The organism is Caulobacter sp. GW821-FHT10C03 (assembly GCF_059415485.1).
Genome location: NZ_JBWKNI010000006.1, coordinates 79,457 through 91,583, shown reverse-complemented (window position 1 = coordinate 91,583; position 12,127 = coordinate 79,457). Strand labels below are relative to the sequence as shown.

Here is a 12,127-nt window from a genome sequence, read left to right as displayed (position 1 = left end):
CGGCTGGCGCCTCAAGCTTCCCGTCCGCCGCCGCGCACCGCGAACAGGGCCGCAAAGCCCAGGGCCAGCAGGCCGACGATCGGCAGGAAGCCGGCGACCTGGCTGTTGAAGACGGAGGTCGCCGCCGCCACCAGGGCCGAGCCCAGCCACACCGTCGCCGTGCCCGAAAGGGCGTAGAGCCCGAAGAAGGCCGCCGTGCGGTCCGGCGGGGCCAGGCGCACCAGCAGGGTGCGGCTCGAGGCGTACTGGGCGGTGACGCAGACGGCGATGATCAGGCCCAGCCCCACATAGAGCAGCTCCGGCGCGGTGCGGAACAGCGGCCCGTCCCACACCGCCGGTCCGGCGGGATCATAGGGAAAGACATAGAGGATGCGGTCGCGCCGCATGCCCAGGGCGCAGATCAGCGCGACGAGACAGCCGGCGATCTCGACCTGCACCGCCTGCTTGGGCCCGAGCCGGCGGTCGAGCGCCGGGGCCAGGAAGCCGCCCAGCGAGCCGACCAGGCTCAGCGACACGCCATAGACCAGCATCTCCAGCGGCCCCCAGCCCATCAGCCCGGCCGCGAACAGCCCGCCGAACACCAGAAGCGCGGTCATGCCGTCGCAATAGAGCATGCGCGCGCCCAGGAAGGTGGCCACGTCGCGATGGCCCTTGAGGTTGGCGAAGGTGTCGCGCAGCAACGCCAGGCCCGCCGTCAGGCTGGCGCGGGCCGAAAGCCCGGTGCGCGGCGCGTCCGGCGTCCACAGCAGGAACGGGATCGCCCCCAGGGCCATGATCAGCGCCGACAGCGGTCCGGCCAGGCGGCTGGGCTCGTGGTTGCCGGTGGAAAGTCCCAGCAGCGGCGTCCTGGGGATCCCCGGCCAGTCCACCTGTCCCGGCAGTACGAAGCCCCACAGCATCAGCACCAGCATCAGCACCGACAGGCCGTTGGACAGGAAATAGCCGAGGCCCGACAGCAGCGGGGCCTGAGCAGGCGTGGCCGCCGCGCGCGGCAGCAGGGCGTTGTTCAGCGCGTCGCCCCAGTTATAGGCCACGCCCAGCACGATCAGCGTCAGCGACGTCGCCCACAGCGGCAGCCCGCCGGCGGGCATCGACCACCACAGCAGCACCAGCAGCGGCAGCATGGTGGTCAGGGCCAGGGTGATCAGCGGCTTGCGCGGCCCGTACTGCTCGATCGACGCGCCCAGCACCGGGGCGGTCAGGGCCACCAGCAGGCCGTAGGCGGTGGCGATCTGGGCCATGATCGCCTGGCCCCGCACCGGGTCTCCGACCAGCACGCCCGAGAAGTAGGGGGCGAAGATATAGATGGTGACCAGCACCACATAGACGTCGCGGGAGCCCTGGTGCAGCACCCAGGACAGCCCGCCCCGCGTCAGAGGCGCCTTAACCGGAGCTGATTGGGGGACGCGCGAGCCCTCACCCACGGCCGACGGCGCGCCGTCCAGGACCTCGCTCATGCCTCTCCGCCCTTCCCTAAGGGCCGTCTGACGCGGCCCTGAAGCGGAGCCTGGCTCGCAAACGAGCGTTTGTCACGTCGTCACCGCGCGCAGGCGACCCGGACGAACCCCATGGGCGACGCGGAACCGCCGCGCGAAGTGCGACCGCGAACTGTAGCCGGCCGCCTGCGCCGCCTGGGCCACGCTATAGGCGTCGTGGGTCAGCAACTCCCGCGCCGCCGCCATCCGGGCCTCCAGCAGCAGTTGGCGGAACGATCCGCCTTCGGCCGCCAGCCGTCGCCGCAGGGTCGAGGCGCCCAGGCCCATGGCCCGCGCCAGGGCCTCCACCCGCCAGCTCCGCCCCGGATCCTGGCGGACGATCTCCTCGGCCCGCGTCCGGATCGTCGTGGCGAAGAGGCCGGCCGCGGCCGGCGCCCGCCGCACCAGCAGCAGGATCTCGAGGATGCGGTGGCGCGCCAGGGCCGTCGCCTGGTCAGGATCGGTCAGGGCGGCGGCGGCGTGGCCGAACGCCTCGACCAGGTCCGGCGTCAGGGCGATGGCCGACCTGGAAGCCCAGCGTCCGGCCCGCTCCGGCTGATCCCCCGGCCCGGCCAGGCGTCGCGCCGATCGCCGCAGCGCCTCGTCGATGGTGATGGCGACGGACTCGTAGCGCCCCGTGGCGGCGTCCGGCGCATTGACGATGTCGAAGGTCACCCCGGCCGGGATGACGAACGGAACGCCGGCCGGAATGCGCTCGCAGCGCTCGCCGGCCCAAAGCTCCTTGGCGCCGCTGAGCACGACGACGATCAGCGGATCGGAAAGACGCAGCTGGGCGATCCGCTCGCGGACGAAGCAGCAATAGCCGAACACCGCCCCGCCGTCGGACCCGGCATAGTGATGCGCCCCCGCCGCGCCCCGCGACCTGAGCGCCGCCAGCCGCGCCAGCAACGCCTGGCGCAGGCTCTTGTCGGTGATCGCGGAAAGGTCGAGGTCCATGGCTCAACCCTTCGACGGGTCGGTGCGGCGAGGCAAGCCGCAAAGCGAGCGTTTCGGGCTCATGGTCGAGCGTCCGGGGGCCTCGCCCCGCCCGTTCGCCGGCTAGTCGATCCTCCATCCACGAGTGAGGACGACATGCGTAGAACCTGGCTGAGACTGACGACGAGCCTTTTCCTGACCCTGGGCGCTCTGGGCGCGGTTCCGGCGACGGCCGCGACACCCACACCGGGGCCGGCGCCGCTGCGCCTGTGGCGGCTGGACTGCGGCCGGATCCAGATGAACGACGCCTCGCCGCTGTCCGACACCGGCGCCTATGCCGGCCAGACGCGCCAGCTCAGCAACGGCTGCTATCTCATCCAGCACGGCGACGACTACCTGCTGTGGGACGCGGGCCTGCCGCGCGCGCTACTGGGCAAGCCTCTCGACGACCAGCCGATCAGCGCCACCCTCGACCAGGACCTGGAAAGCCAGCTGGCAGCGATCGGCGTGCGCCCCGACCAGATCGGCCGGCTGGCGATCAGCCACTATCATTTCGACCATGTCGGACAGGCCGCCCTGTTCCCGCGCGCCACCCTGCTGATCGGCGCGGCGGATCTGGCCGCCCTGCGCGCGGGCTCTCCGCCCTTCGCCGATCCCAGCCTGCTGGCGCCCTGGCTGACCGGCGGCGGCGCGATCGATCCGATCCAGGGCGACCGCGACGTGTTCGGCGACGGATCGGTCACCATCCTGGCCGCGCCCGGCCACACGCCCGGCGAACAGGCGCTGCTGGTCCGGCTTCCCCAGACCGGGGCGGTGATCCTCAGCGGCGACGTCGCCCACCTGGAGACCCAGTTGGCCCCGCGCCGCGTGCCGACCTGGAACACCGACCGCGCCGACTCCCTGGCGTCGATCGATCGCCTCGCCCAGCTGGCGACCACCCTGAAGGCGCGGATCATCGTCCAGCACGACCCAGGCGACGTGCGGAAGCTGGCCCGTTTTCCAGAAGCGTCCCGCTAGCTCTTAGGCGAAGCTACGCCAGGATGTGCGCCGAGATCGCCTCGCGGGTCTTGGCGTCGACGCCCAGCACGGCCTCCAGATAGGCCTCGATCGAGCCGTGGGCCGCCTCCATGGCCTCGATCGAGGCCAGAATGTATTCGGCCTCGACGCCGAGAGCCGCGCGGATCGCCGCCTCGGGCGGGACGACGCCGGTGTAGTCGGCGAAGTGGCGGCCGATCTGCTCGCCGATGCGGCCGTAGCGCTCGGGATCGTTGGTGGCGAGATAGTCCTCGACCAGATCGTCGCGCGACACCCCGGCCAGGCTGTGGGTCAGGGCGGCCAGCAGGCCCGTGCGGTCCTTGCCGGCGGCGCAGTGGATCAGCACCGGCCCCTTGGCCTGGGCCAGGGCGGCGAAGTAGCGCCTGAAGAGATCGACGTGGCGCGGCGTGAACGGCTTCCGGCGATAGGATTCCATCATGTAGCCGCGGAAGTCGCCTTCCGAGAAATCCCAGCCGCGCAGGAAGGTCAGCCAGGGATCGTCGCCCTGGCCGCCCAGGTCGTTGTCGATCACCTCGGCGGCGAAGCCTTCCCAGCGGCGCGAGGGCTGGTGGCTGCGCTCCTGGCTGCGGCGCAGGTCGACGATGGTGACGATGCCCAGGCCGGCCATGGCCGAGAGGTCCTCGTCGGTGGCGTCGGCCTGGTGGGCGGCGCGGAACAGCAGGCCCTTCTTCAACCGGCCCGCCCCGGCGGCGTAGTCGCCGTAGTCGCGGAAGTTCTCGACGCCTTGCAGGGGGATTTGACGGGTCATGGCCCCGATGTAGCGATCCACGGCGACGAAATCGAGACGTCCGCTCAGGCGACTGGACGGATCGTGCAACTGCGCGGAAGCTGCCCCCATGCTTCCGGTCCAGCGATTCCAGAGCTTCGACGGCGTTTCCATCGCCTACCGCACCCTGGGCGAGGGCTGGCCGACCCTGCTGCTGCACGGATTTCTGGCCAGCGCCGAGAGCAACTGGTTCCTGCCTGGCGTCGCCGCGGCCCTGGCCCAGGCCGGCCGCAAGGTGATCGCCCCGGACCTGCGCGGCCATGGCCGCTCCGACGCCCCCACCGACCCGGCCGCCTGGCCCGCCGACGTGCTGGCCATGGACCAGCAGGCGCTGGTCTCGCACCTGCACCTCACCGACTACGATCTCGTGGGCTATTCGCTGGGCGCGCGCACGGCGGTGCGGATGCTGGTGCGCGGGGCGCGGCCCGAGCGGCTGGTGCTGGCCGGCATGGGCGCGTCGGGCCTGATGGGCGCGGGCGAGCGGGCGGCGATGTTCGAGGACGCCATCCGCAACGGCGACCAGGCCAGAGACCCCCGCGTCGGCCGTCGCGTGCAGGCGATGATCGCCGCTGGAGGCCTCAAGCCCGAGGCCATGCTGGGGGTACTCAACGCCTTCGTCCCGACCTCGGCCGAAGACATCGCCCGCATCGACGTCCCGACCCTAGTCATCGCCGGCCAGCGCGACGACGACAACGGCTCGGCCGAGGCCCTGGCCGGCCTTTTGCCCAACGCTCGCGCCCAGCGCGTACCCGGCGACCACATGAGCGCGGTCATGGAGCCGGCCCTGGCGGCGGGGATCGTCGGCTTCCTGGACCGGGCGTCGCGGTAGGGACGTCTCCCTCTCCCATAGGGAGAGGGCCGGGGTGAGGGGTTACGGCGTGCGACGGAGCGCCGGCACGCCGTCAAACCTCGTAACCCCTCACCCTCCCACCGCTGCGCGGCGGGCCCCTCCCTCTCCCTATGGAAGAGGGAACAAAAAGAACGCCGGTTGACGACACTGATGACAAGTGTCAACGTCACATCGTTGACGTTTGTCATCGCAAACAGCGGGGAGCGCCATGAGGATCAGTTCGGCGGAAAGCGTGATCATGGAGGCGTTGTGGCGGTCCAGCCCGCTGACCTCCGAGGCCATCATCGGCGAGGTGGGCGAGCCCAACGGCTGGACCGAGGGCACGGTCAAGCAGCTGATCAGCCGCCTGCTGAAGAAGAAGGCCATCGCCGCCAAGCCGGACGGCCGCCGCTATCTCTATACGCCGCTGCTGGCCCGCCGCGACTATGTCGAGGCCGAGAGCCAGGGCCTGCTGGACCGGCTGTTCGACGGCCGCCTGGCGCCGCTGGTCACTCAGTTCTCCGAGGGCGGAAAGCTGTCGGACGAGGACGTCGCCGAGCTGAAGGCCCTGGTCGAGAGGATCTCCAAATGAGCGGCGCCCTGCTGGAGGCGCTGCTGCGCGCAAACCTCGCCCTGGCCGCCGCGATCCTGGCGGTGATGCTGCTGCGCCGGCCGGTGCGGGCGCGGTTCGGACCCCTGGCGGCCTACATGCTGTGGCTGGCCCCGCCGATCTGCGCCCTGGTCAGCCTGGTCCCGGTTCCCGCCCCGACGGCGATCATGGCCCCGGCGGTCGAGCTCGTCGCCACCGCCGGCAAGGCCGTCGCCCCGGTCGCGGCCAAGGCCCCCGCCCTGCCGATCCTGCTGCTGGTGATCTGGGAGCTGGGCGTGCTGGCCGCCTTCGGCCTGTTCGCCGTGCGCCAGCTGCGCTTCGTGCGCGCCGTCGGCCGCCTCACGCCCTTCAACGGACAGCCGGCCGTGCTGCGCGGCGAGCATGTCGAGGCCGGCCCGCTGGTGCTCGGCTGGCTGCGCCCGCGCATCGTCGTGCCGGCCGATTTCGCCGACCGCTTCGAGGGCGAGGCCCGCGCCCTGGTGCTGGCGCACGAGGACGTCCACCTGCGGCGCGGCGACGCCCGCATCAACGGCCTGGCCGTCGCCCTGCAGTGCCTGTGCTGGTTCAACCCGCTGGTCCACCTGGCCGCCCGGGCCTTGCGCATCGACCAGGAGATCGCCTGCGACGCCGCCGTGATCGACCGCCATCCGCACGCCCGCCGGCTCTACGCCGAAACCCTGCTCGGCTCGGTGCTGGGCGGCTCCCACGCCCCGCTCGGCTGCCATTGGCCCGCGACGGGCCCCCATCCCCTGAAGGAGAGACTGATCATGCTGAACACCGCCTCCGTCACCCCGCTGCGCCGCAAGGCGGGCCTGGCTCTCGTGGCCCTGGTCGCCTCGACCGCCGCCGGCGCCGTCTGGGCCGCCAATCCCGCGCCCGCCCCCGAGCCGGCCGTGATCACCCGCCCCGACTGGGTCGAAAAGCCCGACGCCAACGATCTGGCCCGCTACTATCCGGCCGACGCGGCGGCGGCGAAGGCCTCCGGCCGGGCGCTCATCACCTGCCGCGTCGCCCTCGACGGCCGGCTGGAGAACTGCGCCGTCGTCCGCCAGAGCGACGGGCCCTACGCCTTCGGCGACGCGGCCCTGCAACTGAGCCAGTTCTTCCGCATGCAGCCCAAGACCATCGACGGCCAGCCCATCGCCGGGGGCCAGGTGACGATCCCGATCGCCTTCAGCGTTCCGCAGTAGGGCGACAGGACTTCAAAGAAAAAGGGGCGGTGGATGACCACCGCCCCTTCGTCGTTTTCGGACTGGCCGCGCTTACCGGCCAATTCCTTAGCGGCCAATTCCTTAGCGGAAAGGCGGCTCGTCGAAGGCGCGCAGCTTGCGCGAGTGCAGGTTGGGACCTTCCTCGTGCAGCAGCTGGCAGGTCAGGATGCCGATCTGCAGGTGCTGGCTGATCGCCCGCTCGTAGAAGGCGTTGGCCTGGCCCGGCAGCTTGATCTCGCCGTGCAGCGGCTTGTCCGACACGCACAGCAGCGTCCCGTACGGCACCCGGAAGCGGTAGCCCTGGGCGGCGATGGTGGCGCTTTCCATGTCGATGGCGACGGCCCGGCTCTGGTTGAAGCGCAGGGCCGACAGGCTGTGGCGCAGTTCCCAGTTGCGGTCGTCGGTGGTGACCACGGTGCCGGTGCGCAGGCGCTTCTTCAGCTCCTGGCCGGTGTCGCCGCTGATCGCCTTGGCCGCGTCGTAGAGGGCGCGCTGCACCTCGGCGATCGACGGCACCGGGATCTCCGGCGGCAGCACCACGTCCAGCACGTGGTCGTCGCGCAGATAGGCGTGGGCCAGCACGTAGTCGCCGATGGTCTGGGTGTCGCGCAGGCCGCCGCAGTGGCCGATCATCAGCCAGGCCTGCGGGCGCAGCACAGCCAGGTGGTCGCAGATGGTCTTGGCGTTGGACGGGCCGACGCCGATATTGACCAGGCTGACGCCCTGACCGTTCGGGGCGATCAGGTGGTAGGCCGGCATCTGGTGCTTGCGCCACGCGCCGTCGGCGATCGCCTGCTCGGCGTTCGGCGTCTCGGCGGTGACCACCACGCCGCCCGAGCACGACAGCGCCGTGTACGGACTATCGGGCTTCTTCAGCTGCTCGACGCCCCAGCGGACGAACTCGTCGACATAGCGATGGTAGTTGGTGAACAGGATGAACGGCTGCACGTGCTCGGCCGGGGCGCCGGTGTAGTGGCGCAGGCGGGCCAGCGAGAAGTCGGTGCGCAGGCCGTCGAACAGGGCCAGGGGCCGGGTTTCCTCCAGTGCGGGGCTCCAGACGCCGTCGGCGATCTCGTCGCCGATGAAGGCCAGGTCCGTGGTCGGGAAGAAGCGGGCGATATCCTCGCTGCGGACGTCGGCCTGGTTCAGGTCGATGCTGGCGTCCAGCACGTAGGGATAGGGGATCTCCTGCTCGGAGCGGGCGACCTCGATCTCGACCTCGAAGTCGTCCATCAGCAGGGTCAGCTGCTCGACCAGGTAGTCCTGGAACTGGGCCGGCTTGGTGATGGTGGTCGAATAGACCCCCGGACGGCTGACCCGGGCGAAGGCGCGCGCCAGTTTCGGCGGCAGGGCCTCGGGGTCGTAGGTCAGGCGCAGCTCGGGATAGGTGAACGAGCCGTCGAACCGCATCTGCGGGTCGGGGCGGGTTCCATGTTCGAGATAGGCCCTAAGGGCGGTGCGCAGGGCCTCGACGGCGCGCTGGTATTCGGAGTTGAGCCGCTCGACGACGGCGATCGCTTTTTCTTGGTTTGACATGGGTCTTTATAGCGACATTTCACGACATTGGCGAGACGGGCGCCCCGCCCAGGTGGAAAACTTTCTTACTTAGCGAAGTCGCTCGCCGCCGGGTCAATCCGGGAACGGGCAACGGCCTTTCGTCTCTACAGGTGCGCCTGTTTATCCGGCGTGACGCCAGGCAAGCCGACCAAGATCACCTCTAGGGCATGGACGAACCCAGGTTCGTCGGCCACAAGGGCGGAAATGCTCAAATAAGGAGCGAATGGCGGCGCGGACCCTCTCGCGCGTCGTTCCTCCATAAGCCAGCCGTCGACGCCGACGGGCCCAGGGGACCCGGGATGAACAAACGCTTCGCCTATCTGATCATCGGCGCGATGGTGCTGGGGGTGCTCGTCGGCTGGGGGTGCAACCAGTTCCTCGACGCCGAGGGGGCCAAGTCGGCGGCTTCGGGCCTGAGCCTGATCACCGACATCTTCCTGCGCCTGATCAAGATGATCATCGCGCCCCTGGTGTTCACCACCCTGGTGGCCGGCATCGCCCACATGGAGGACGCCGCCGCGGTGGGCCGCATCGGCGCCAAGACCCTGGGCTGGTTCATCGGCGCCTCGGCCGTCTCCCTGCTGCTGGGCCTGCTGATGGTCCACCTGCTGCAGCCGGGCCATGGGCTGCATCTCGTGGAAGCCGCCGTCTCGTCCAAGCCGGCCGCCTCGACCGACGCCTTCACCCTCAAGGGCTTCATCACCCACCTGGTGCCGACCTCGATCTTCGACGCCATGGCCAAGAACGAGATCCTGCAGATCGTCGTCTTCTCGCTGTTCGTCGGCACCGCCGTCGCCGCCCTCGACGACAAGGCTCCGCAGGTGCTGCACCTGGTCGAGCAGTGCGCCCAGATCATGCTCAAGGTCACCGGCTTCGTCATGAAGCTGGCCCCGCTGGCGATCTTCGCGGCCCTGGCCTCGACCATCGCCACCCAGGGCCTGGCCATGCTGGGCACCTACGCCAAGTTCGTGCTGGGCTTCTACGCCACCATGGGCACGCTGTGGGTGCTGCTGTTCGCCGCCGCCTTCGTGGTGCTGGGCAAGCGGGCCATCCCGCTGTTCGGGGTGATCCGCGAGCCGGCCCTGCTGGCCTTCTCGACCGCCAGCTCCGAAGCCGCCTATCCGCGCATCCTCGACAGCCTGCCCAAGGTGGGCGTGCGCCGCCGCATCGTCTCGTTCGTCCTGCCGCTGGGCTATTCGTTCAATCTCGACGGCTCGATGCTCTACTGCACCTTCGCCACCATGTTCATCATGCAGGCCCACGGCGTGCATCTGACCATCCAGCAGCAGATCTTCATGCTGCTGCTGCTGATGGTGACCTCCAAGGGCATCGCCGGCGTGCCGCGCGCCTCGCTCGTCGTCATCATGGCCACCCTGACCTATTTCGGCCTGCCCGAGGCCTGGATCGCCCTCGTCCTCGGCGTCGACCACCTGCTCGACATGGGCCGCTCGGCCACCAACGTCGTCGGCAACTCGGTCGCCGCCGCCGTCGTGGCCAAGTGGGAGGGGGAGCTGGAGGACATCCAGCCGGAGGAGGCTTCGGCCACCGCCTGATACTTTCTTCCGTAAAATCCCCGCGAAAGCGGGGATCCAGGCGTTTTATCGTCGAGCGCCCCGCGTTTCAGAAAAAAGCCTAGGCCCCCGCTTTCGCGGGGGTTTTACGGTTTTGGGGGTCGTGGATCATCCACGGGGAAACCTTCCCCCTGCCCGGCCCAAAAATGGGACGCCTTGACCATTGACGGCGGCCTCGTCAGGCCCAATCTTTCGCGAGAGGGACTGCAAGGACAAACGCTATGGTCAAGCTGAAAACCATCGCCCATGCCACGCTGATCGGGGCCGGCCTGGCCGGCGCGCTTCTCGCGGCCCCGGCTCTGGCCGCCAACAGCCCCGAAGAAACCGCCGCCGCGCCGCAGAAGGCCCAGCGCCAGTGCTTCCAGCTGTCGGACTGGCAGGGCTGGAGCGCCCCCGACAAGAACACCCTCTACATGAAGGTGCGCAATCGCGACGTCTACAAGGTGGACCTCGCCTGGGGCAGCAACCAGCTGACCTGGCCGGGCAACTTCCTGGTCTCGACCGTTCGCGGCATCGACACCGTATGCAACCCCATCGACCTGGACCTGAAGGTCTCCGACAGCAGCGGCTTCGCCATGCCGATCCGCGCCAAGACCATCACCAAGCTGACGCCGGAAGAGATCGCCGCCATCCCCAAGAAGGACCGGCCGTAGCCGACCGCGCCTCCATAGCGACGTCGAGAAAGGCGCGGGCTCCGGCTCGCGCCTTTTCTCTTGGCCGCTCGCCGGCCTCGGGGTCTTAATGGCGCGACGTCAGCGGACCCGCGACGGGTCGGCGGCGATCGAGCGGAGCGACACCATGGGTCTGCTGGACAATCTGACGGGTCTGCTGGGCGGCCAGGGCGACCTGGCCGAGGCGGTCAAGAGCCTGGGCGTGGCCGGCGGGGTCGGCGGCCTCGTCGACGCCTTCCAGAAGGGCGGCCTGGGCGAAGTCGCCCAGTCGTGGGTCGCCAGCGGCCACAACCTGCCGGTCTCGGCCGAACAGATCCAGGCCGTGCTCGGCTCGGGCGCCGTCGGCCAGTTCGCCGAGAAGCTGGGCGTCGATCCCCAGACCGCGGCCGCCAAGCTGTCGGAGATCCTGCCCGGCCTGGTCGACCAGCTGACCCCGGGCGGCAAGCTGCCCGACGAGGGCATCGGCGGCGCCGTTGGCGGCCTGCTGGGCGGCTTCCTGAAGCCCTAGCCTTCCCCCGCCGCCGCCAGCAGCGCCACGACCATGGCGTTCACCGGCGTGGCGATCCCGTGGGCGGCGCCCTTGCGGACGATGACGCCGTTGCGGGCGTCGATCTCCATGGGGCGGCCGGCCAGGCGGTCGGCGTGCAGGGAGTTGACCCCGTCCGGCGGGCTGGCGCGATAGCCCGCCACCACCTCGTCCGGCAGCTCCAGCGGCAGGTCGGCGCCTTCCGCGCGGCCCACGGCGACGCATTCGGCCGCCAGGTCGCGCATGATCGCGGCGATGTCGTCGCGGCGGGCGACCCCGGCCGGCTTCAGGGTCAGGGCGCTGACGGCGCCGGCGCAGTTGAGGGCCAGCTTGCGCCAGGCGACGGTCTTGAAGTCGTCGGTGGTCGAAACCTCGATCGGCGTATGGGCCAGCAGGCCGGCGAAGGCCTCGCCCGCCGCCCCGGCCGGAACCTTGATCCAGCCCAGGCGCCGCTGGCGGATCACGCCGGGCGCGGTGCGTTCGGCCGGGATGTCGACCACCGCCGGGACGATGCGCTCGGCCGGCAGGTAGGGGCTGAACCGCTCGACGTGCTCGACGCCGTTCTGCAGCACCGCCACCCGCGTGTCGGGACCGACCAGCCCGGCCAGCCAGGCGGCCGCGCCGGCGGCGTCATAGGTCTTGGTGGTGACCAGCACCCAGTCATGGGGCGTCGCCTCCGCCGGATCGGTCAGCACCGTCGGCGTCGCTGCCAGCGTCCGTTCCGGCGTCTCGACCTCCAGCCGCGTAAAGGCGGTGCGGGCGCACAGGGTGACCTCATGAACCTGGCCGAGCCAGGCCGCCAGGGTCCCGCCGACCGCGCCGGGACCGATCACCGCGATGCGCATGCATGCTCTCCAGAACGAAAAACGCCGCCCGGCTTAGCGGGCGGCGTCAATCTCGTCACGACGGTTTCGCGGAC

The 12,127-nt window shown here is 70.3% G+C and carries 12 protein-coding genes and 1 pseudogene; 8 read left to right on the top strand and 5 right to left on the bottom strand.

All coding sequences use genetic code 11. The features are described from left to right. Window positions 1-11 precede the first annotated feature (11 nt). Both AC07NG_RS09695 and AC07NG_RS09690 read right to left on the bottom strand, forming a co-directional pair. Window positions 12-1,457 carry an MFS transporter gene (locus AC07NG_RS09695; RefSeq protein WP_494593622.1) on the bottom strand — a complete coding sequence of 482 codons (1,446 nt, stop codon included), beginning with the start codon at window positions 1,455-1,457 and terminating at the stop codon, window positions 12-14. 72 nt (window positions 1,458-1,529) lie between these two features. Then, the gene (locus AC07NG_RS09690) at window positions 1,530-2,432 is read right to left on the bottom strand and encodes a helix-turn-helix transcriptional regulator (protein WP_494593620.1); all 903 of its coding nucleotides are present in this window, start codon (window positions 2,430-2,432) and stop codon (window positions 1,530-1,532) included. 135 nt (window positions 2,433-2,567) lie between these two features. Here AC07NG_RS09690 and AC07NG_RS09685 point away from each other — a divergent pair, with 135 nt between their 5' ends. Continuing rightward, window positions 2,568-3,428 (top strand): N-acyl homoserine lactonase family protein, encoded by an 861-nt coding sequence (locus AC07NG_RS09685; protein WP_494593617.1) that lies wholly within the window; start codon window positions 2,568-2,570, stop codon window positions 3,426-3,428. Window positions 3,429-3,441: 13 nt separating this feature from the next. On the opposite strand, the gene AC07NG_RS09680 is transcribed toward AC07NG_RS09685, so the two are convergent. Next, entirely contained in the window at window positions 3,442-4,215 is a 774-nt protein-coding gene (locus AC07NG_RS09680; RefSeq protein ID WP_494593615.1) for a tyrosine-protein phosphatase, read from the bottom strand. An 88-nt stretch (window positions 4,216-4,303) separates the two neighbouring features. On the opposite strand from AC07NG_RS09680, the gene AC07NG_RS09675 reads away from it, so the two are divergent. The 4 genes and pseudogenes from AC07NG_RS09675 to AC07NG_RS09660 all read left to right on the top strand — a co-directional run bounded on the left by AC07NG_RS09675 (window position 4,304) and on the right by AC07NG_RS09660 (window position 6,862). Continuing rightward, window positions 4,304-5,062 (top strand): alpha/beta fold hydrolase, encoded by a 759-nt coding sequence (locus AC07NG_RS09675; protein ID WP_494593613.1) that lies wholly within the window; start codon window positions 4,304-4,306, stop codon window positions 5,060-5,062. A gap of 34 nt (window positions 5,063-5,096) precedes the next feature. After that, window positions 5,097-5,204 (top strand): annotated as a pseudogene (locus AC07NG_RS09670) (hypothetical protein); the annotation flags it as partial. An 87-nt stretch (window positions 5,205-5,291) separates the two neighbouring features. After that, window positions 5,292-5,654: a BlaI/MecI/CopY family transcriptional regulator gene (locus tag AC07NG_RS09665; RefSeq protein WP_494593611.1), complete on the top strand. Its 363-nt coding sequence runs from the start codon at window positions 5,292-5,294 to the stop codon at window positions 5,652-5,654. Then, window positions 5,651-6,862, top strand: coding sequence for a TonB family protein (locus AC07NG_RS09660; protein WP_494593609.1), 1,212 nt, complete (start codon window positions 5,651-5,653; stop codon window positions 6,860-6,862). The genes AC07NG_RS09665 and AC07NG_RS09660 overlap by 4 nt, the downstream gene beginning before the upstream one ends. Before the next feature lie 102 nt (window positions 6,863-6,964). On the opposite strand, the gene AC07NG_RS09655 is transcribed toward AC07NG_RS09660, so the two are convergent. After that, window positions 6,965-8,419: an AMP nucleosidase gene (locus tag AC07NG_RS09655; protein WP_110119558.1), complete on the bottom strand. Its 1,455-nt coding sequence runs from the start codon at window positions 8,417-8,419 to the stop codon at window positions 6,965-6,967. A 320-nt stretch (window positions 8,420-8,739) separates the two neighbouring features. Between AC07NG_RS09655 and AC07NG_RS09650 the strand changes: the two genes are divergently transcribed. The 3 genes from AC07NG_RS09650 to AC07NG_RS09640 all read left to right on the top strand — a co-directional run bounded on the left by AC07NG_RS09650 (window position 8,740) and on the right by AC07NG_RS09640 (window position 11,190). Next, window positions 8,740-9,993: a dicarboxylate/amino acid:cation symporter gene (locus AC07NG_RS09650; RefSeq protein ID WP_487291988.1), complete on the top strand. Its 1,254-nt coding sequence runs from the start codon at window positions 8,740-8,742 to the stop codon at window positions 9,991-9,993. 239 nt (window positions 9,994-10,232) lie between these two features. Beyond that, window positions 10,233-10,664, top strand: coding sequence for a DUF6491 family protein (locus tag AC07NG_RS09645; protein ID WP_492856677.1), 432 nt, complete (start codon window positions 10,233-10,235; stop codon window positions 10,662-10,664). An 88-nt stretch (window positions 10,665-10,752) separates the two neighbouring features. After that, window positions 10,753-11,190: a YidB family protein gene (locus AC07NG_RS09640; protein WP_492856676.1), complete on the top strand. Its 438-nt coding sequence runs from the start codon at window positions 10,753-10,755 to the stop codon at window positions 11,188-11,190. On the opposite strand, the gene AC07NG_RS09635 is transcribed toward AC07NG_RS09640, so the two are convergent. Then, complete coding sequence (locus tag AC07NG_RS09635) at window positions 11,187-12,053, bottom strand: 2-dehydropantoate 2-reductase (protein WP_494593606.1); 867 nt, start codon at window positions 12,051-12,053, stop codon at window positions 11,187-11,189. The two genes, AC07NG_RS09640 and AC07NG_RS09635, sit on opposite strands and share 4 nt — an antisense overlap. Between the last annotated feature and the right edge of the window lie 74 nt (window positions 12,054-12,127).